Source organism: Ureibacillus galli (assembly GCF_014836845.1).
GTDB lineage: Bacteria > Bacillota > Bacilli > Bacillales_A > Planococcaceae > Ureibacillus > Ureibacillus galli.
This window is the reverse complement of sequence record NZ_JACSQA010000006.1, coordinates 25,094-46,997: the sequence shown is the minus strand read 5'-3', so window position 1 is coordinate 46,997 and position 21,904 is coordinate 25,094. Positions and strand designations below refer to the sequence as shown.

Below are 21,904 nucleotides of genomic sequence, written 5' to 3'. Positions count from 1 at the left end.
AGGCAATCCTATATTTTAAAATCATGTTGTAATAGAACGGCCATATAACTTTTCTATTTCTTTATCGATCTGGTTAACATCGATTCGTTCAAAAAGAGGATAAACGTTGCCTATCTTTGTTGGCAAATGCCTTTGAATCGTCCATGTACTTTCTTTTAATTTTAATATATCTTTTACTTGTTGAGTGGCAAAAGGTAAAAAGGGCTCTAATAATTGGGCAAGATTTTGAATGATGAACGTACAAGTTGCCAGTACATTTTTACATTCATCTACGTCTTCTTTTACGAGTACCCAAGGCTTTTGTTCATCAAAATATTTATTTGCCTTTCGAATATATTCAAAATTTGTTTCCAGCGCTTTCTTCATTTGCCCTCTTTCAATGAGAGAGCCAACTACATCGTAAGCTTTTTCAGTATCCCCCTCCATTTGTTCATCAATAACACCTTGAGGAATAGTTGATTCAAAGGACTTTTCAATAAATTTCAATGTTCGGTTGACAAAATTTCCAAAGGCACCAAGCAACTCACTATTATGACTATATATAAATTCCCTCCATGAAAAATCCGTATCTCGATTTTCCGGTGCATTCATTGTTAAAAAATATCGTATCGAATCTGGATTGTAGTTTGATAAAATTTCTGGTAACCATACAGCCCAATTTTGACTGGTCGATAATTTTCGCTTTTCCAACGTTAAATATTCATTGGATAATATATAAGTTGGCAGTGGTAGGGTATTTATCCCGAGTAAAATAGCGGGCCAAATAATGGTATGGAACGGAATATTATCTTTCCCGTGTATATAATAGGCAACAGTTTCTCGAGTCCACCAGTCATGAATATTTTCTCCATTTTGTTTGGTCCATTCGACACTTGCTGATAAGTAACCGGAAACGGCCTAAATCCATACGTAGATCTTCTTTCCTTCAAAACCTTCTATCGGCACATCAACCCCATTTGGTAAATCCCGCGTAACTGCCCGGTCTTGTATTCCTTCAGCTAAATACCGCTTCGTTAAAGCGATAGCATTTTCTCTCCATCGCTTTTCTTGTTCTGCTCCAGCAATGTATTTTTCTAACTTTTCCTGCAGAGTGGAGAACGACAAATAAAAATGTTCCGTTTCTTTTACGACCGGTTCCTGTCCACATATTTTACATCGTTTATCGATTAATTCTAAGGGATCTAAAATAGCCGAACAGTGATCACATTGGTCTCCCCTTGCTTTCTCTCCACAATTCGGACAAATCCCTTCTACAAAACGATCAGGTAAAAAACATCCATCATACTCACAATAAGCTTGATCTGTTTTTTTCTTATATAAATACCCATTTTCTAATAGCGTTAAAAATATCGTTTGAACTATTTGATGATGATGGGAGGCGTCTGTACGTGTATAAATATCATAAGAAAAACCGAGTTGTTGAAACACTTGTTCAAATTCTTTATGATACCGATCAGCAATCGCATTTACCGTCGTTTGTTCTTGATTAGCACGGATGGAAATGGGTGTCCCGTTGCAATCACTTCCAGATACATATAAAACCTTCTCTCCCTTTTGTCGATAATACCTTGCTAAAATATCCCCCGGTAATAATGCTGCAATATGACCTAAATGCAAAGAACCATTTGCATAAGGTCAAGCTCCTCCAATCAATATCGTCATCTATATTCCTCCTTCAAATAAATAAAAAAAACGCCCTAATCGACAAACGATTAGGACGAGTATTCCCGTGTTACCACCTAAATTCACAAGTAGCTCACACTACTTGCCTCTGCCAGTACGTATTCATACTGTTGCTGTTGTAACGAGTGCCTTCCTCGTCGTAGCCTACCCCTAGTTCGGTACGAAGCTCAAAGGTCATTTTCAATAAGGCTCATTTACTTCCTTTCCACCATCAGAAGCTCTCTTTAAAACTACCCCCTATTTACTTTTCCTTTTCAATGCCATTAAATTATTTTTTCAATATTATCGCATTATATTTCTACTTTTTCAAATATTAAAAAAATAAAAATTCTTGAAGGAGTATATTAAAGAATCCCCTATTTAGTAATTAGAGAATTCTTTTTTGTTATTAATAAATCGTAAAAATCCTTACGACGATATAAATATGTATCGCTGCAATTAACGGAAATCCAAAGGCAAAGGAATTATGTTTTGTTTTATGGCGGAATAAATACATTCCTAATACGCCCCCACACGCTCCCCCTAGAATAGCTAACGTAAATAATGATTTTTCTGATATGCGCCATTCATGTTTTTTTGCCCTGGACTTATCGACATACATAAAAATACATAGGATGATTGACATTACGGCAATATAAGATATTAATGCTAATTCCATCGGATCATCTCACCTTCCTTTTACATATATAAAAAGGCTGATAGGATGTCCTACCAGCCATTTATTGAATAATTATTTCGCAACTGCTTTTTTAGCTTCTTCAGCTAATTGAGCGAATGCTTGAGCGTCAGTTACTGCTAAGTCAGCTAACATTTTACGGTTAACTTCGATACCAGCTACTTTTAAACCGTGCATTAAACGGCTATAAGAAAGACCGTTTAAACGAGCAGCAGCGTTAATACGAGTGATCCATAATTTACGGAAATCACGTTTCTTTTGACGACGGTCACGATATGCATATTGACCTGATTTCATTACTGCTTGGTTAGCTACTTTATATAATGTATGTTTTGAACCAAAATAACCTTTGGCTAATTTTAAAACTTTTTTACGACGCTTGCGCGTTACTGTTCCGCCTTTTACGCGTGGCATACTAATTACCTCCTGCTAATTCTTCCGAATGTTTAATTTAATACGTACATTTATTACATAAACGAAATTATTTCATGTAAGTTAATAAAGATTTAATACGTTTGAAATCACCAGATGACGCAACTTTTGCTTTACGTAGGTGACGTTTTTGTTTTGTAGATTTGTTAGCGAATAAGTGGCTACCATAAGCACGGTCAAATTTTAATTTTCCTTTGCCCGTTTTTTTGAAACGCTTCGCAGCGCCACGGTGAGTTTTCATTTTTGGCATTTCGAATTTCCTCCTAAACTATTCGTCAATATTACTTTTTCTCGTTCTTTGGTTGAAGAACTAAGAACATGCTTCGGCCTTCCATCTTCGGTTTTTGTTCAACCGTCGATACTTCGGCACAAGCTTCAGCAAAACGATCTAAAACACGTTGCCCAATTTCCTTATGAGTAATAGCACGACCTTTAAAACGTAAAGAACATTTTACTTTGTCGCCCTTTTCTAGGAATTTAATTGCATTACGTAATTTCGTTTGGAAATCATGCTCATCAATTGTTGGACTTAAACGAACTTCCTTCATATTGATGACTTTTTGATTTTTACGAATTTCACGATCTTTCTTTTGCTGTTCAAACTTAAACTTACCATAGTCCATGATACGTGCGACTGGTGGCTTAGCTTGAGGGGCCACAAGGACAAGATCCAAGTTTGCACGAGCGGCAATTTCTAACGCTTCATTACGAGTTTTAACTCCAAGCTGATCACCATTATGGTCGATTACACGAAGTTCACGTGAGCGAATGCCTTCGTTTACATACATGTCTTTGCTAATACGAATCCACCTCCAAGGTTGTGTCGCGAATACATGAGATTAAGAGCAAAAACGCCCGGTTGAACGGTACACTTCCTAAGTATGTCCATAAAAAAAGGACGGACATTTCAGAAGATGTCCGCCCGCTATATATACATACGCTCTAAGACAGCGTAATTAATTCAACGTGTTAATACCTGTTAACTGCAATTGCGTCATTCAGGTGAGAAGCGGGCAGCCTCTACTTCAACCACAAACTGTATTCATAACCTAAATAATCATATCATTGTTGATTTACGATGTCAACAAAATTTCATCTATGATTTATTTGCCTTTATGATTTTACAACACGATGAACTTTTTGTCGATAATCTTTTTGCATTTCCCGATCGAAAGATGATAAATAAGAATGGTCCAAAAAGTTGAACCATTCTCGTACAAGATATTTATTTTACTGCTTCTGCTTTAATACTTTCTAAGAAACTTTCGAAGGAAATAGTTTCCGAATCTTTTGAGCCGTAACGACGAATGTTAACGTCTCCTGTTTCCATTTCTTTGTCCCCTAACACAAGCATGTAAGGGATTTTTTTCATTTGAGCTTCACGGATTTTATACCCGAGTTTTTCTTCGCGGTAATCCATTTCTACTCGGATGCCGGCTTGCATCAGTTTTTCTTCGATTTGTTTTGCATAGTCGAAGTGAACTTCATTGGATACAGGAATAATTTCCACTTGGACTGGTGCTAACCAAGTTGGGAATGCTCCTTTATATTCTTCGATTAAGAAGGCAACGAAGCGTTCCATTGTTGACACAACACCACGGTGAATCACAACTGGACGATGTTGTTTTCCATCTTCCCCAACATAAGTTAAGTCGAAACGTTCTGGCTGTAAGAAATCAAGTTGAACAGTTGATAATGTTTCATCTTTACCGATTGCTGTTTTCACTTGAACGTCTAATTTAGGACCATAGAAAGCCGCTTCGCCTTCCGCTTCATAATATTCTAGCCCCATATCATCCATCGCTTCTTTTAACATACTTTGAGCTTTTTCCCACATCTCATCGTCATCGTAATACTTTTCAGTATCAGCAGGATCACGGTAGGATAAACGGAATTTATAATTCGTTAAGTCGAAATCTTTATATACATCTAAGATTAATTCCACAACTTTTTTAAACTCTTCTTTAATTTGATCAGGACGAACGAAAATATGAGAATCGTTTAAAGTCATTCCTCGTACACGTTGTAAACCAGATAATCCACCTGATGATTCATAACGGTGCATTGTACCAAGTTCTGCAATACGGATTGGTAATTCACGATATGAATGCATCGATGATTTGTATACCATCATATGATGCGGACAGTTCATTGGACGTAAAACTAATGTTTCGTTATCCATTTCCATCGGTGGGAACATATCTTCTTGGTAATGACCCCAGTGACCAGAAGTCTCATATAATTTTTTCGATCCTAAAACCGGTGTATAAACATGTTTGTAACCCAATTTTACTTCTTTATCAACAATATAGCGTTCCACAATTCGACGAATCGTTGCCCCATTTGGTAACCATAAAGGTAAACCTTGACCTACTGTTTGGGAAAGTGTAAATAATTCTAATTCTTTCCCAATTTTACGGTGATCGCGCTCTTTCGCTTCTTCTAACATTTGAAGATGTTGTTTTAAATCTTCTTTGTTGAAGAAAGCGGTACCGTAAATACGTTGAAGCATTTTGTTATCAGAGTTCCCTCTCCAATAAGCACCTGCTAAAGATAATAATTTAAATTCTTTTAATTTACCTGTAGACGGTACATGAATTCCTCGGCAAAGGTCAAAAAAGTCGCCTTGGTAGTAAATAGACACTTGTTCATCTGCTGGAATTGCTTCTAACAGTTCTAATTTATATTCGTCGCCAACTTCTTCATAAATTTTTTGCGCATCATCTCGAGAAACATCTTTCCGTTCAATCTCGATGTTCTCAGAAATGATTTTTTTCATTTCCTTTTCAATTTTAGGGAAATCATCAGTTGAAATTGGTTCTGGCGAATCAACATCATAGTAGAATCCGCCTTCGATAACTGGACCAATCCCTAATTTAATACCTGGGTATAATCGTTTTAATGCTTGAGCAGTTAAGTGGGCAGTAGAGTGACGTAAAATCTCTAATGCTTCTTCAGATTTTGGTGTAATAATTTCAATCGCACCATCTTCTTCGATTGGTGTTTTCAAATCGATCAGCGTGCCGTTTAATTTACCAGCTAAAGCTTGTTTTTTAAGACCTGGACTAATGGAACCAGCTACATCAGCTGTAGAAGTACCGCGCGGGAATTCCTTTACGGCGCCATCAGGGAAAGTTAATTGAATTACTTCTGACATGTGTTTTCTCTCCTTTTTCATTTGTGGTAAATTTGCAGCTTTTTGAAAGGTAACGAATAGGACTTACAAAGCATTTCCAATAAAAAAAGCGCCATCCCTCGTAAAGGGACGACGCGTATGCTCGTGGTTCCACCCTTCTTCCTTCCGAAACAAACGTTTCAGACGAAGCTCTAGGTCGGTTAACGTACCGATTGACGTTAGCAGATTATCCCTGCTAAAGCTCCAAGGTAGTAAAGTATGTGTCGTACTAGGAAGCTCCCAGCCTAGGCTTCCCTCTCTATAAGTCGTCTCACAAACTTATTGTCCTTTTCAAAGCTTGCATATTTAGATTAATTATTATGAAAGTATACGCCCGAAATTACAAAAATGCAACTATGAATAATAGAATATTTTAATTTTCGTGGCGACGATTTTTTCCGCCCATTTCAATTGGTACCGTAATCGCTCGGATACGTTCCATAATGCGGGCAGCTTTAATCACTTCCACTTCACCACGGGAATTTTGTGCTAAATGGTGTTCTAAACCTTTGTAGTCAAAATTAGAAGTTATGAAAGTTGGGAGTTGTTCACTCATTCGATAATGTAAAATGGTACCGAGGATTTCATCACGTGCCCAACTGGATAACGTTTCTGCCCCAATATCATCTAGCATTAACACTTGCGCCCGTTTTACATAATCCACTTTTTCATTTAAAGATTGATCATGAATGGAATTTTTCATTTCCCGTAAAAACTCTGGCACGAAAACGACGACAGATTGAATTTTTAAAGTCGCCAGCTCATTGGCAATAGCACCTAGTACAAAGGATTTCCCGACACCAAACTGACCATATAAGTAAAAACCTTTTGAAGGTAATTCATTCGTACTTTTATATTGGGCAATAAAATCTGCTGCTTTATTGGCAATATTGACACGAGATGTATGATCAATTTGTAAATCTTTCAATGTTGCACTTAATACATCCTTTGGCATATGCATACTTGAAATCATCTGTTCAACTTCCCGTCGTTCATCTTCAATGATTTTTTGCTGACATCTTTCATAACGAACATCTATTGTATTTTGGGAAATATATAGTTTTGGTACAAATCCTTTTAAATAGTTTGTACAATTTTCCGTATTACCACACTGACAGCAGTCAATGGATTGACTAATATATTCTTGCAATTTCGGTAAACTTCTATCGACCATATCTGTCGTTACGATTTGATCATTTTCTGCTAAAAATTTTTGAATTTCACGATTTTCTAATATTTCACGACGAATTTGATTGTATCGTTCTTCAAAGGACGGTACTTTAATTGTTCTTTTTAATGATTGATTAATCGGTTCGATGTTAGTTCACCTGCCCATCTTGTACACCAAGTTTTTTTAATATTTTCAAACGCTCTTGCTCAAAATCAATCGCCTTTTGCTCTTGTTGTTCATTCTCGCTATTTTCTTCATTTCTTTTATAAAACCATTCCGGAATCATTTCTTTACTTGCCCGCGTTTGCTTTTTATAGCCAGAAGCAGCCGCTTGCGGTTTATTGTCGTTTTCATTTTTCCACTTTGTATATTTATCTCGTTCCGTACGAGCTAAGTCCATCGCTTCTTTTGCCGTTTTTAAATTTTTCCTCATCCAATGATCTGCTATTCTTTCAACATATTTTCGAGGAAGCTTCATATCTGTTGTCAGCATGACATATTCGAGCAATACATTGACTACTCCTACTGGCATCCCATGTTTCACAATTAAATCTTCCGCCAATTGAACCGAAGATGGTAAAGGTTCCTTGCCATTATTAATGTCCTTTAACACTTGAAGGGGTGGAGTCGTTTCCAAATACAATTGTAACTCTTGTTCCTTTGATATTTTTTCAGGAATTTGTTGTTCCTTTTGAACAAAGGTTTTCTCCAATTTTGGCGCTTCCTTCGAAAGGGTTAATTTGTAATAATCCGCTGCCGCCTTTTTTAATCGATCCTGAGAAACTTGCATATTATCATCTAATGCTAAAATCACAACTTTTTGCATATCCAACGGAGATAAATGATATAAAAATGCCAGTTTGGCAATCACTTCCTTTACCTCAGCCGTAATACTGCTTGAAGGTATAAGATTTTCTGATAGACCAGACATTAACAAATTAAAATCAAACTGTTCATAATAAAAAGGGTAATTTTGACTTAGTTGATTCCCATTTGCCTCAATCACATCCTTTGGAATATTCGTATGAACAGGCTTGTACACATCCATAAACGAACGGGATACTTCTTTAAAGGACTGTTTATTTAATGGCTTAATAAAACGTCTACGTAATTTCCGATATGCCTGTTCCCCAATTTTCGAAAATAAAAACATCGATAACAATGGGTCTTGGAAAAAGGAATGGGCATCAAGGGGACGAATTATTTCGTATATAAAGTGGCGGCTATCTTCCTCATCCTTGCGCCATGTACGAAGTAATCCGATTGCTTCTAAAGCAATTCGTGCTTCAAACACTTTTCCAATGGACATATTTAAAACGTTCATTAAATAATAATGGGTCATAGGCGTACTATGTAAATCTTCCCCTTCTGCCCATAAAGTTAAATAAAGACTAATTGGTTCAGGACCTGTCAACGGTTGATAAAATAATGTTAACAATTGGCGTTCATTTGTTGAAAGAAATTGAGGGAGACTGATTTCAAAATGATCTGTAGGCTGCACTTCTTTATACAAATGAACCATTTAATTCCCTCCACACATTCATTTTTTAAGATCCGTTTGACGATGTAGTAAATCTTTCAATTCTGATATAAAGACATTAATATCTTTAAATTGACGATAGACGGAGGCAAATCGTACATAAGCGACTTCATCCTCGTTCGCTAGTAAATCCATGACCTTTTCTCCTACATCTTCCGATCGGACTTCCGAATTGCCTATTCTTCTCAAATCCTTTTCAATCGATAGGACAATCCCCTCTAACGTTTCTAAAGCGACTGGTCGTTTCTCACACGCTCGGATTAAACCGCGTAATACCTTTTCTCGACTAAATTCTTCCCTTGAACCATCCTTTTTAACGACAATTAAAGGTGTCTCCTCGATTTTTTCAAAGGTTGTAAAGCGAAAGCCACAAGACTCACACTCACGTCTTCGGCGAATTTCTTTATTGTCATCTACTGGTCTAGAATCGACTACCCGCGTTCCATTATATTGACAATCTGGACATCTCATAAAAATTTTCTCCCGTCTCACTTTTAATTAGTAATCTTATTATAACAAATCTAGTTGTTCTAGAAAAATAGCTCTTCTTTGTGTATGCAAAACTACATTTTAATATATTTCAACAAATAAAAAAAGGGATAGGAGCCTTAACTCCTATCCTATCCCTAATTCGTTTAATTAAGCTACTACTACTTCTAAAGCTTTCGCAATTTTCTTTGTTAAATCAACAACACGTGCTGAGTAACCCCACTCATTATCGTACCAAGCAAGTACTTTCACTTTACGACTACCCATTACCATTGTTAATGGACCGTCCACAGTTGAAGAATAAGTTGTTGTATTGTAGTCAGTTGAAACTAAAGGTTCCATAGTGAAGTTTAAAATCCCTTTCATTGGCCCTTCAGCTGCTGCTTTGAATGCATTGTTCACATCTTCAATTGTGACATCCTTTTTCAAATCTACAACTAAGTCTACTAGAGAAACGTTTGATGTTGGTACACGTAACGCCATACCGTGTAGTTTCCCTTTTAACTCCGGCAACACTAAAGATAGAGCTTTAGCAGCACCAGTTGAAGTTGGAATAATTGATTCTGCACATGCGCGGGCACGGCGTAAATCTTTATGCGGATTGTCGATATTTTTTTGGTCATTCGTATAAGCGTGAACAGTCGTCATTAACCCGCTTTCAATTCCAAATGTATCATTTAACACTTTTGCTACAGGAGCTAAACAGTTTGTTGTGCAAGATGCGTTTGAAATAACATCATGTTGATCTAAATCTAACAAGTCATCATTTACACCCATAACAACTGTAATATCTTCATTTTTACCAGGAGCAGTTAAAATGACTTTTTTTGCACCTGCTTCTAAATGCATCGCAGCTTTATCACGGTCGTTAAACTTTCCTGTCGCTTCAATAACGATATCAACACCTAGTTGTTTCCATGGTAATTTAATCGGATCACGTTCACTGATAAGCTGAACACGTTTACCATTTACAATTAAAGCGTTTTCTTCAGCTTCAACAGTTCCTTCAAATTTACCATGATTTGTGTCATACTTAATTAAATGTGCTAACGTTTCTGATGGGTAGCTCGCATTGATTGCTACAATATTAAATTCATCTTGTACAATTGCTTGGCGGAAAACCATGCGTCCAATACGGCCAAAGCCATTAATAGCAATAGAAACTGTCATTATTTATATTTCCTCCTGTGTTTGCGTTTTTAATAAGGTTATCTTTTCTCATAAATAGTATAGCACATTTAAGAAAAAGGTGAACATATTTCTTGTAGATTTAAAAAATTTCTATTTTCTGAAAATAATAAATAAAAAAAGACTTGGTTATAAAAACCAAGTCTTTCAAAGTATTCGTTTATTCAATGACTTCCCAATTGCGTAAAATACGTTGTAATTGTTCCGCCGTTTCTTCGATTGTGCCATTATTATTAATAACCGCATCAGCACCTTGTTCTTTAATCGATAAAGGTAATTGGCTTGAAATCCGGGCGGTTGCTTCCTGTTCGCTTAACTGATTTCGTTCCATTAATCGTTTTAGCTGTGTTTCTTCCGTAACCGAGACAACTAAAATTTTATCTACAAAATGTTGAAGTTTGCTTTCAAATAATAATGGAATATCCATAATCACAGTTTGAGCACCCTTTGCGACATGTTCATCTCGCTGACGAAGCATTTCTTGACGTATTGCAGGATGAATAATGCTATTCAATTGTTTACGTTTTTCTTCATCATTAAAAATAATTTCTCCGATTTTTTGACGATTCATCGCCCCATCTTCCGTTAACGCGACCTCACCAAAGGCTTCTACTATTTTTTGTAATGTCGGTGTTCCCGGTTCAACTACAATTCTTGCTACTAAATCAGCATCGACAATCGGAAGACCATAATCCTTTAACATATTTGCAACAGTACTTTTTCCACTTGCAATACTTCCTGTTAATCCAATAATCATACTCAACACACCTTTTAATGTTGGCATTTTGGACAATAAACTGAAGTACGTCCCCCAATGACCAACGATTTTGTTAAAGTGCCACAGGTAGGGCAATTTTTCTTACCGTACATCTTCAATCGATGCTGCATACTACCTGCTTCTCCATTAATATTACGATAATCTGAAATGGTCGAACCGCCTCTTTCGATACTTTCTAGTAAAATGGCGCGGATCACTTCAAACAATTCTATTTTTCTTTTTCTACTAATGCGATTCGTTTTCCTAGCTGGGTGGATACCCATTTTAAATAATGATTCCGTTGCATAAATATTGCCACAACCAGAAATCACTTGGCCATCCATGATCACTTCTTTGATCGGCTTATTTTGATACTTTGGAAGCTCACATTTATTTAAAAAGTAATCACATGCATCATCTTCAAATGGTTCGGGTGCCATTTGAAGAAGGGGTGGATGCTCCTCTATTTTTGTCATAAAACGCATTTCGCCAAATCGGCGTATATCTGAATAGACAAGAAGTTCCCCTGTCGTCAAATAAAAAATGGCATGCACATGTTTACGAAATTTTCCCTCACCAATTTCGGACAACGATTTAACTACAAACCAGGCACCCGTCATTCCTAGATGATTGACGAAAAGGTATCGATCTACCCCTTTTTCAATATGAAAATAAATATATTTGGATCTTCTAGTAATTCTATTTATCTTCATTCCTTGCATCACTTCTTCGAATAGATTAGGGTCCATGTTTTTAACAATACATTGCTTCCCCGCTCCCCAAGAAGTGAAGATCGTTTCGGATAGTTTGACGCGTTCGATTGTTTTACCTTCTACAGCAGGCACTAGTTCTCGAACAACTCCTTCTACCTCTGGTAATTCAGGCATAATCCCACTTCCTTATTTTGCATCGTACCATGTATGCCCGTATGAGAAATCTACTTTTAATGGGACAGCCAGTTCAATGGCATGTTCCATTACTTCTGGTACAATTCGCTCTAAAATTTCAATTTCCTCTTTCGGTGCTTCAAAAATTAATTCATCGTGTACTTGTAATAACATTTTCGTTTGTAACCCTTCTTGTTTTAAACGGGCATCCATATCAATCATTGCTTTTTTAATAATATCAGCGGCACTACCTTGGATTGGTGTATTCATCGCTGTTCGTTCTGCAAAACTGCGCAAGTTAAAGTTTCGAGACGTAATATCCGGCAAATAACGGCGACGATTTAAAATCGTTGTAACAAAGCCATTTAATTTTGCTTCTTGTACAATTCTGTCCATATATTCTTTTACACCAGGGAAACTTTGCAAATATTTATCAATAAACTCACCAGCTTCTTTTCGTGTAATATCTAGATTTTGGGATAAACCGTAATCACTAATTCCATACACAATACCGAAGTTAACCGCTTTAGCAGCACGACGCATATTGGATGTTACCTCTTCTTCTGAAACATGGAATACATCCATCGCTGTACGAGTATGGATATCCATTCCTTGAATAAAGGCATCTACTAAATTTTCGTCCTTTGACATATGGGCTAAAACACGTAATTCAATTTGGGAATAGTCCGCTGCAAATAAAACCCAACCTTCTTTCGACGGCACAAAGGCTTGTCTAATTTTTCTCCCTTCTTCTAGACGAATCGGGATATTTTGAAGGTTTGGATCCGTTGAACTTAATCTTCCAGTAGCTGTTAATGCTTGTTGGAATCTTGTATGAACCTTACTATCCTCACTGTGTACCTCTTTAATTAATCCTTCAATATAAGTCGATTGTAGTTTCGCTAATTGACGATAATCTAAAATAAATTTAACGATTTGATGTTCCGATTGAAGCTTTTCTAAAACATCAGCAGCAGTCGAATAACCCGTTTTTGTTTTCTTCACAACAGGAAGGCCTAACTTTTCAAATAAAATAACCCCTAATTGTTTTGGAGAATTAATGTTAAACTTCTCTCCAGCAAGTTCATAAATCTCCTTTTCTAAAGCAGTTATTTTTTGTTCTAATTCTCCGCCCATTTTTTCCAATGTAGCAATATTCACTTTAACTCCTTCACTTTCCATAATTCCAAGGATAGAAGCTAAAGGAAGCTCTAAATCATGATATAAGTCAAACTGTTCGTTTTCTTTTAGTTTTTCTTCTACAATCGGTTGTAATGACCAAATGGCAAAGGCTTTACGACAAACATGTTCTGCCAACACTTCCATCGCAGGTACAGTCCATTTTGCCCCTTTCCCATAAATCGTTTCATTTGCTTGTACATCCGAATAACCATATTCTTTTGCTAATGTAGCAAGATCATCGCCCGATACTGCTGGATTTACAATGTATGTCGCTAGCACTAAATCGAAGTCAACACCGCGCAATTCGATATTAATACGTTTTAAAATGGCTTGGGCCGCTTTACTATCAGACATATATTTGATCTTTGATTCATCTTCGAGCCAATTTTTAATCGCTTCATTATTTTTCATATCTTCAAAAGAGATATAAAAGTTTTTCTTTCCATCAGTGAAACCTAACCCTAAAATACGACAAGTATGATAATGTTCATTTTCCAACTCAACATGAACAGCCATAACATCCTTTAACATGTCTGTTGTCACGTCCGTTACGATGTCGAAGGCTAAATCTGCCGTTTCTTTTTCTTCCATACGGAAATCACTTTTCTCAATTAACGATTTAAAGGATAGTTCTTGCCATACATTTAACACTTCTTCTTCATTCGGTCCAGGGTAATTTAAATCTTCCAATGAAATATCAATCGGTGCCTCAGTAAAAATCGTCGCCAGTTTCTTCGACATTTTCGCTTGTTCTTCGTTTTCCACAAGCTTTTCTTTCATTTTTGATTTTTTCATCGCTTCAATTTGTTCATATAAGGCTTCTACTGAACCATATTCTTTTAATAATTTAATCGCCGTTTTTTCGCCGACACCAGGTACGCCAGGAATATTATCCGATGTATCCCCCATTAAGCCTTTCATATCGATAATTTGAAGAGGGGAAAGTCCATATTTCTCTTCGATATGGCTTGGCGTATATTTTTCGATGTCTGTCATCCCTTTACGAGTAATGTAGACCGTTACTTTGTCTGTTGCTAATTGGGTTAAGTCTTTATCGCCAGATACGATAATAACGTCCATGTCTTCAGATTCAGCTTGTTTCGCAAGGGTTCCAATAATATCGTCTGCTTCGTATAATTCCTTTTCATAACGTTTAATTTGATACGCATCAATTAATTTACGTAAATATGGGAATTGCTCTGAAAGTTCAGGTGGGGTTTTTTGACGTCCCCCTTTATACTCACCATACGATTCATGACGAAAAGTCGTCTTCCCAGCATCAAAGGCGACAAGCATTTTCGTCGGCTTTTCTTCTTCTAATATTTTTTGAAGCATTGTTGTAAAACCATAAACAGCATTCGTATGAACCCCGCTGTCATTCGTTAATAAAGGCAAAGCGAAAAATGCTCGATAGGCCAAACTATTTCCATCTAATAATAATAACTTTTCTTTTGTCATGTATGGGTCTCCTTCACACTTATCTCAAGATTCTCTTTATATTCATCACTTCTCTATTTTACTTTATCCTTAATAGAGCCTTTTTTCCATTATAAAACACGTATTGATACGATGACGATCAATACGTGTTATTTAAAGAGAATATTAACCTTGTATTTTCGATTGCTTCGGATAAAAGATTTCTTCGTAAACAACCGTTAGTAAAAAGGCATTCATAAAGGCAAAAATAAAGTAAAGGGGCATTCCACCCAGTTCAAACCCCATTAAATAGCGTCCAAACACTTCAACAAACCCTACTTGAGTAAAGAAAAAAATCATCCCTACCCCTACTTGCCAAATTGGACGTTTATCTTTCCTTTTTTCAAACTTAAACACTTTTTTAAAGCTATTTCGAACATCCTCTGCAATTCCAACCGTTAAACAAAAGATCACGATAAATACAATCGGTATATGAAAAATATTTAGTTTCATCCAAAAGTATGGAGTTGAACTAAATAAAGCGGTCATTGAACAAGACATAATAAAGGCCAGTAATACATTTTGAATCCATTTATTTATAACACTCAAACGTCCATACCTCTCTTTCTAGTAAAACCTATCTTTATTATAACAACAATTATATTATTATAAAGTAGTAAAATATGACACTATAAAAGAAAAACATCTATAAATATGGTTTCCCATACTTATAGATGTCATTAGTTTACTCTAAATAGCCCGATAACAATTTCGCATAAGGAGAATTCGATGGTAAAATAATCATTGTATCTTCACCAATCGTCTGTTTATACGACTCTAGCGTTCTATATAAAGAATAGAACTCAGGATCGACCGAAAAGGCTTTATTATAAATTTGAGCAGCTTGAGACTCCCCTTCCGCTCTTATTAAAGCGGCTTCCTTTTCAGCAGCTGCAAGTAATTCTTTCACTTGTCGGTCCGTTTGAGCTTCGATACGGTTTTTAGCAGCATCCCCTTCTGACAAGTATTTTTGTGCAATCGATTCCCGTTCAGAAATCATCCGTGTATAAACAGACTGCTCATTTTCTTCCGGTAAATCGGTACGACGAATCCGTACGTCTACAACTTCAATTCCGAAATTCCCACTTACTAAAAGTTCATTCACTTTGTTCGTTACTTGTTCATTAATACTTCCCCGTGATGAATCTTCATCATTAATAATTTCATCATAATTTAATTGCCCAAGCTCGTTACGAATGACCGAATAAATGAACTCTTCCATACGGGATTCAGCATTAATTAATGTACCTGAATTGGAGATAAGTGCTTTTGGATCTGTTACTCTCCACACCGCATAGTTATCAATGATAATTCGTTTTTTATCTAACGTGTTAATCTCTTCTTCCGTCATATCATAAGTCATTAAGTTTTTCGGTAATGTCGTTACACTTTGAACAAATGGGATTTTAAAGTTTAAACCAGGTTCTTCTTCATATTTCACTACTTCACCAAACTGGCGAACGACCCGATATTCATTTTCCTTAACAACATAGACATTGGCAATGAGTATGGTTAGTAAAGCAAAAATAGCAGTGAATAATATAGCTGATTTGGCAAATTGACGTCCATTAATCGGTTGTTTATTTTTTTCTTTTAACACCTTTGCTTCTTGAATATTCACAACATCTTTTTTCTTTTTATTGCCAAACAAAGCTTTAATGAATTTTTCTAAATCCCCATCATATTTGTTGTTATTACTCATTGTTTATCACTCCCTTCAGACGTTTCCGCTGTCGGTTCCTTTGTTTCTTCTGTTTCTTTTACAGGAGAAGTCGTTGTCGGTTGTAATGGTAAATATTTCAATGTTTCTCCATCGTCATTCATAATATAAAGTTGCGTATTTGGCAGTACATTTTCTAACGTCTCGATTATTAATCGTTGACGAGTTATCTCTTGATTGCCTTTATATTCGGCGTATAACTTTTTGAAAATCTCGACTTCCCCTTCAGCCTCCTGGATTCGGGCAACTTTCTCCCCTTCTGCACGGGAGATAATCGCATCCTTTTCCCCTTCTGCTTCACTTAATTTTTGATTTTTATATTTTTCTGCCTCATTCGTTTTCGTATTTTTCGTTTCACGGGCATCCGTTACCGCTGTAAATGCAGCACGAACTTCATCATTAGGTAATTCCACGTCTTGTAATTTAACACCCAAAATACTTACGCCTATATCATATTTTTCAATGAGGCTAACTAGTAAATCTCTCGTATTCGCCTCAACCTTCGCCTTTCCATCAGTTAAAGCTTCATCAATTGTAGAACTACCTATAATCGAACGAATAGCGCTGGATGTTGCATTATGTAATATTTGTTTTGGATTTTCTGCATTAAATAAATATTTTTCTGGATCTGTAATTTTCCACTGAACAACTAAATCTGTTAAGACGATGTTTTCATCGCCTGTAATCATTTTCGTTTCATCATCGTATGCTTCAATTTCACCATCTTCATTTTGTTCATAGCCGAATTGTAAACTGTATGTTTCCTTTGATAGAACTTCAACTTTTTGTATAGGCCATGGCATTTTAAAATGAAGACCTGAATCTGTAATTGTTTCATCTGCGTTACCAAATGTAATAACAACCGCTTGCTCTGATTCGTCCACTGTATACCAAGAAGTAAACACAACGACCAGTGCGACAGCAGATAGCAGGATTAGTCCTGTCATTAATAACGTCCGCTTTACACTCATTTATAATCCCCCTTATTTTTCAAAAGGTGTAATATGAACCTTTAGTTAATTTACGGACGTTATTGTAAAAAGTTTCAATAAAAGATATTTCCGAAAATAAAAAAGTGCCCCAATGATTGGGACACTTCCTACGGGGACTTCTTATGAACTTTAAGCTAATTGCTAAATCTGAAATAGGGGGGTTTCTGTTAATTATCATATCGTTTAAATATGAATTTACGATAACAGTTTTGTAAATGTATTGTTAATTACTCTTTTTGAGAGGAATATAAACTTTCATACAAGTACCTTTCCCTACCTGACTTTCCACACTTATTTTTCCTGCATGGGCTTCAATTAAATGTTTTACGATGGCAAGCCCTAACCCTGTACCACCTGAATTACGACTGCGCGCTTTATCCACTCGGTAAAACCGCTCAAAAATACGGGCAATTTCACTTTTTTCAATGCCCATCCCTTGATCTTCTACTTCGACAATGCCATACTCGCCATTTTCTTTAATTCGAAGGGTCACAGTTGTATTTTCAGGAGAATAAGTAATGGCGTTCGCAATTAGGTTTGTAAATATTTGAATAAGTCGGTTGAAATCCCCCATAACCGTCACATCACGGACAATGTCTACATCAAATTGCATGTTTTTTTCATCTAAACGAGGGCTTGTTAACTCAACAGAACGTATTAACACTTCTTGTAAACTTGTAGGCATGAGATTAACAGAGAATCCATGTTGCTCAATTTTCGATAATTCTAATAAATCTTGAATTAACATTTGAAGTCGATTACTTTCCTGATGAATAATATCTAAGAAGGAAAGAAGCATCTTCTCATCTTTAAACGCACCATCTAAAAGGGTTTCTGAAAAGCCTTTAATCGATGTAATTGGCGTTCGTAATTCATGGGAAACGTTGGCAACGAAGTCTTTTCGAATTTGTTCAAGTCGAATAAGCTCCGAAATATCATGCATAACGATGACAACACCTAACCATCGGCCATGTTCCCCTACTACTGGTGCACCATAAACTTGCTTATATTGAATTTCCTGATGCACAACTACTTCTACTTGCTTTCTATATGGTAACTCCGTTAAAAAAACATGGTCAATAAACTTTTCCAACTCTTCAGGTAAACCTAACGTTAAAAAGTTTCGCCCCTTTACTTCATCAATTTTTAATTCAAAACCATTTAAAAATTGACGATTGACGATGGATACGGTCGCCTCTCGATCAATCATAATAAGAGCACTACCCATGTTTTCAATTAATGTGTTTAACCGTTCCTCTTCAATTTCACGGGTTTTTTCAATTTCTTGGAGATTTCTTGCTAAACTATTAATTGAATTTCTTAATTCTACAATACTCATTGGACCTACCGCATAGGCACGGGCACGGTAATTTCCTTTTGTTAACTCACGGGCAGTTTGCGTTATATTTTCAACGGGGTCTAACAAGTTTCGAATTAAATAACTAGCAACACAGCCGATTAATACTAATGAGACCAACAATAAAAAAGTAATAATATAATTAAAATGTTTACTAATATATGCGATTTCCTCAGCATTCAGCTCGATATTCGTTTCAGCTGAAAAATTTTGAATATAAAAAGGGAATAGCTGACCTAAGACGAAGCCAAGGACAGCTAAAATTGAACCGGTTAATATAATAAAAATCACAAATAATCGGTTACGATAGGAATTCATAGATTTTTTGGCTCCTCGAATTTATATCCAATCCCTCTAATCGTTTTAATAAACTTCGGTTTGCGGCTATTTTCCTCGATTTTGTCTCGTAAATGACTAATATGTACGTCGACAATTCGAGTATCTCCCGCAAAATCATAGTTCCAAACAGCACTCAACAGTTGATCTCTCGTTAACACACGGTTTTTATTTTCTAATAAATAAACAAGCAACTCAAACTCTTTCGGCGTAAATTCTAGAGGTTCGTCATCTAAAAGTGCTTCAAAACGGTTTGGATATACTTGTAGTTTTCCATATTGATAAACCGTATTTTCTGGATCTTCTTGGTCTTGATGTTGGACTGGTGTGAAGCGACGTAAAACTGCCTTCACACGTGCAACGACCTCGCGCGGACTAAATGGTTTTGTCATATAATCGTCGGCACCTAGTTCTAATCCTAACACTTTATCGAATTCATCATCTCGAGCAGTCAACATAATGATTGGAATATTTCGTTTTTGGCTACGTAGTTCTTTACAAACTTCCATACCATCCATCGTTGGTAACATTAAATCTAATAAGATTAAGTCTGGTGAATGTTCGAGTGCCATATCGAGTCCTTCTTTTCCATCATGGGAAAGTAGTACTTCATATCCTACACGTTCTAAATTGTACTTTAATAAAGTTGCAATTGATACTTCATCTTCTACCACTAATATTGTTTTTGACATAAACAACCTCCAAAGTCGATTTGAAACCCCCATTTCAAATCAGTTAGCCATATCACTAATGGGGAGGCAATACTTTGATAACTCCTTCAATTACCTGTATTCTCTTTTCTTTAAAAGCATTTACATAAATATCTACTACTTTTTCCGTAATATCAATATGCTGAACTTCTAATAAGAATTCTATTGTTTCGTTATGATAGACCGGTTCCAAATAAATCAAATTTTGTTCGAGAACATGGGAACCAGGACCAGGCATATGTTTAGAGATAGCAGAAGTAATGATTCCATTTAACATGATCGTCGGCACAATCGGCTTTTTAAATGGTGTTTCAAGAGCATAATCATGTTGAATATAGAGTGGATTACTGTCGTTTGTTAACCCTAAATATAAAAGTAAATCTTTATCTTCGATTTTTTCGGTTATTTGTAATTTTTCTCCAACAGTAATTTCATCAATCTTCTTCCCAAGTTTCATACCCTTTCGTAGCAGCAATTAAGCAACCCCTTTATAGTGAGATTAATTTCATAGTATCAATTATTTCAGAAAATAACAATATTATATGGAAAGTTAACCTTGATTAGTATATTTCTTAAAACGGATTCAACAAATCTATCCAATCGTTAAAGAATAAAGTGTAATAAATGATAAATGAATGTAGAGCTATTTCAATAGATGCTAGACAGTAAAATGTTTACCAAAATAAATAAGGGTAGCTTTTCGTGTATAAAGTAAATTACTTTTACTTTATTCACAAAAGCTACCCAATTATTCATATCGATATAAAACGCTTATTAGAATTAAAGGTTTTTAATTAATTCATTAGCGAATTCAGAACATTTCACTTCTGTAGCACCGTCCATTAAACGAGCAAAGTCATAAGTTACAACTTTAGAAGCGATTGTTTTTTCAACAGATGCAGTCACTAAGTCTGCAGCTTCTTGCCATCCTAAGTGCTCAAGCATTAATACACCTGAAAGTAATACTGAAGATGGGTTTACTTTATCTTGACCAGCATATTTAGGAGCTGTACCGTGTGTTGCTTCGAAGATCGCATGTCCAGTAACATAGTTAATGTTAGCTCCCGGAGCGATACCGATACCACCAACTTGTGCAGCTAATGCATCAGAAATATAGTCACCATTTAAGTTCATTGTAGCAACTACGTCGAACTCTTTTGGACGAGTTAAAATTTGTTGTAAGAAGATATCAGCGATAGAATCTTTAATGATTACTTTACCAGCAGCTACAGCTTCGTCTTGAGCTTTGTTCGCAGCTTCTACACCTTCAGCTTCTTTAATTCTGTCATATTGATCCCAAGTGAATACTTTATCGCCATATTCACGTTCAGCTAAATCGTAACCCCATTGTTTAAATCCACCTTCAGTGAATTTCATGATGTTACCTTTGTGAACTAATGTTACAGAAGGACGGTTATGTTTAATAGCGTACTCAATTGCAGCACGTACTAAACGTTCAGTACCTTCAACTGAAACTGGTTTAATACCGATACCAGAAGTTTCTGGGAAGCGGATTTTGTTAACGCCCATTTCTTCTTTTAAGAAGTTAATAACTTTTTTCACTTCTTCTGAACCTTGAGCATATTCAATACCAGCGTAAATATCTTCTGTATTTTCACGGAAGATAACCATATCAACATCTTCAGGATGTTTAACAGGAGATGGTACACCTTCGAAGTGACGTACAGGACGTAAACATACATATAAATCAAGTTGTTGACGTAATGCTACGTTTAGGGAACGAATACCGCCACCGATTGGTGTTGTAAGAGGTCCTTTAATAGCGATTAAGTATTCATTGATTTTATCTAAAGTTTCTTGTGGTAACCATTCACCAGTTTGGTTGAATGCTTTTTCACCAGCAAGTACTTCTAACCATTCGATTTTCTTTTCACCGTTGTAAGCTTTTTCAACAGCTGCATCGATTACGCGAGATGCTGCAGCCCAAATATCAGGACCAATTCCGTCACCTTCGATGAAAGGAATTGTTGGGTTGTTTGGTACTTGAAGTACACCGTTTTCTACTACAATTTTACCGTTAGTCATGAATGTTGCCTCCTAAATTCATAAGTCTAGAACCGTATTTGTTCAATTACACCTTGAGGTAACTGATTCAGATTTCACATCTTAAAA

At 36.1% G+C, this 21,904-nt stretch carries 19 protein-coding genes, 1 pseudogene and 2 other annotated features; all 20 genes and pseudogenes read right to left on the bottom strand.

Features of this window, described 5'->3' with window-relative positions:
• Positions 1-21 precede the first annotated feature (21 nt).
• Positions 22-1,662: pseudogene (gene metG / locus H9636_RS06270) on the bottom strand (methionine--tRNA ligase).
• 48 nt (positions 1,663-1,710) lie between these two features.
• Positions 1,711-1,950, bottom strand: a binding site (T-box leader).
• A gap of 121 nt (positions 1,951-2,071) precedes the next feature.
• The gene (locus H9636_RS06265) at positions 2,072-2,341 is read right to left on the bottom strand and encodes a DUF1294 domain-containing protein (protein WP_191706770.1); all 270 of its coding nucleotides are present in this window, start codon (positions 2,339-2,341) and stop codon (positions 2,072-2,074) included.
• A gap of 72 nt (positions 2,342-2,413) precedes the next feature.
• On the bottom strand, positions 2,414-2,773 hold the full coding sequence (rplT, locus tag H9636_RS06260) for a 50S ribosomal protein L20 (RefSeq protein WP_122971136.1): 360 nt from the start codon (positions 2,771-2,773) through the stop codon (positions 2,414-2,416).
• A gap of 67 nt (positions 2,774-2,840) precedes the next feature.
• Entirely contained in the window at positions 2,841-3,041 is a 201-nt protein-coding gene (gene rpmI / locus H9636_RS06255) for a 50S ribosomal protein L35 (RefSeq protein ID WP_122971135.1), read from the bottom strand.
• Positions 3,042-3,072: 31 nt separating this feature from the next.
• On the bottom strand, positions 3,073-3,579 hold the full coding sequence (gene infC / locus H9636_RS06250; protein ID WP_122971134.1) for a translation initiation factor IF-3: 507 nt from the start codon (positions 3,577-3,579) through the stop codon (positions 3,073-3,075).
• 96 nt (positions 3,580-3,675) lie between these two features.
• Positions 3,676-3,823 (bottom strand) — a sequence feature (ribosomal protein L20 leader region).
• A gap of 193 nt (positions 3,824-4,016) precedes the next feature.
• Complete coding sequence (thrS, locus tag H9636_RS06245) at positions 4,017-5,948, bottom strand: threonine--tRNA ligase (protein ID WP_191706769.1); 1,932 nt, start codon at positions 5,946-5,948, stop codon at positions 4,017-4,019.
• Positions 5,949-6,339: 391 nt separating this feature from the next.
• Positions 6,340-7,284 (bottom strand): primosomal protein DnaI, encoded by a 945-nt coding sequence (gene dnaI, locus H9636_RS06240; protein WP_191706855.1) that lies wholly within the window; start codon positions 7,282-7,284, stop codon positions 6,340-6,342.
• Position 7,285: 1 nt separating this feature from the next.
• The gene (locus tag H9636_RS06235) at positions 7,286-8,659 is read right to left on the bottom strand and encodes a replication initiation and membrane attachment family protein (protein ID WP_191706768.1); all 1,374 of its coding nucleotides are present in this window, start codon (positions 8,657-8,659) and stop codon (positions 7,286-7,288) included.
• Positions 8,660-8,677: 18 nt separating this feature from the next.
• A complete protein-coding gene (gene nrdR / locus H9636_RS06230; protein WP_191706767.1) occupies positions 8,678-9,148 on the bottom strand; it encodes a transcriptional regulator NrdR in 471 nt (156 codons plus the stop codon).
• 168 nt (positions 9,149-9,316) lie between these two features.
• Positions 9,317-10,336: a glyceraldehyde-3-phosphate dehydrogenase gene (locus H9636_RS06225; RefSeq protein ID WP_191706766.1), complete on the bottom strand. Its 1,020-nt coding sequence runs from the start codon at positions 10,334-10,336 to the stop codon at positions 9,317-9,319.
• Positions 10,337-10,514: 178 nt separating this feature from the next.
• Entirely contained in the window at positions 10,515-11,111 is a 597-nt protein-coding gene (coaE, locus tag H9636_RS06220; RefSeq protein WP_318240998.1) for a dephospho-CoA kinase, read from the bottom strand.
• A gap of 14 nt (positions 11,112-11,125) precedes the next feature.
• Positions 11,126-11,998 carry a bifunctional DNA-formamidopyrimidine glycosylase/DNA-(apurinic or apyrimidinic site) lyase gene (gene mutM / locus H9636_RS06215; protein ID WP_191706765.1) on the bottom strand — a complete coding sequence of 291 codons (873 nt, stop codon included), beginning with the start codon at positions 11,996-11,998 and terminating at the stop codon, positions 11,126-11,128.
• 12 nt (positions 11,999-12,010) lie between these two features.
• Positions 12,011-14,638: a DNA polymerase I gene (gene polA, locus H9636_RS06210; protein ID WP_191706764.1), complete on the bottom strand. Its 2,628-nt coding sequence runs from the start codon at positions 14,636-14,638 to the stop codon at positions 12,011-12,013.
• Positions 14,639-14,782: 144 nt separating this feature from the next.
• Positions 14,783-15,205: a DNA polymerase I gene (locus H9636_RS06205; protein WP_225230107.1), complete on the bottom strand. Its 423-nt coding sequence runs from the start codon at positions 15,203-15,205 to the stop codon at positions 14,783-14,785.
• A gap of 136 nt (positions 15,206-15,341) precedes the next feature.
• Positions 15,342-16,358 carry a protease modulator HflC gene (gene hflC / locus H9636_RS06200; protein ID WP_191706763.1) on the bottom strand — a complete coding sequence of 339 codons (1,017 nt, stop codon included), beginning with the start codon at positions 16,356-16,358 and terminating at the stop codon, positions 15,342-15,344.
• Positions 16,355-17,347: an FtsH protease activity modulator HflK gene (gene hflK / locus H9636_RS06195; protein WP_191706762.1), complete on the bottom strand. Its 993-nt coding sequence runs from the start codon at positions 17,345-17,347 to the stop codon at positions 16,355-16,357. The genes hflC and hflK overlap by 4 nt, the downstream gene beginning before the upstream one ends.
• 244 nt (positions 17,348-17,591) lie before the next feature.
• Positions 17,592-19,043: a two-component system histidine kinase PnpS gene (gene pnpS / locus H9636_RS06190; protein ID WP_191706761.1), complete on the bottom strand. Its 1,452-nt coding sequence runs from the start codon at positions 19,041-19,043 to the stop codon at positions 17,592-17,594.
• Positions 19,040-19,753 (bottom strand): response regulator transcription factor, encoded by a 714-nt coding sequence (locus tag H9636_RS06185; RefSeq protein WP_191706760.1) that lies wholly within the window; start codon positions 19,751-19,753, stop codon positions 19,040-19,042. The genes pnpS and H9636_RS06185 overlap by 4 nt, the downstream gene beginning before the upstream one ends.
• A gap of 55 nt (positions 19,754-19,808) precedes the next feature.
• Positions 19,809-20,246 (bottom strand): MaoC/PaaZ C-terminal domain-containing protein, encoded by a 438-nt coding sequence (locus H9636_RS06180; protein ID WP_191706759.1) that lies wholly within the window; start codon positions 20,244-20,246, stop codon positions 19,809-19,811.
• Positions 20,247-20,551: 305 nt separating this feature from the next.
• Positions 20,552-21,817, bottom strand: a complete 1,266-nt coding sequence (icd, locus tag H9636_RS06175; RefSeq protein WP_191706758.1) for an NADP-dependent isocitrate dehydrogenase — start codon at positions 21,815-21,817, stop codon at positions 20,552-20,554.
• Positions 21,818-21,904 lie beyond the last annotated feature (87 nt).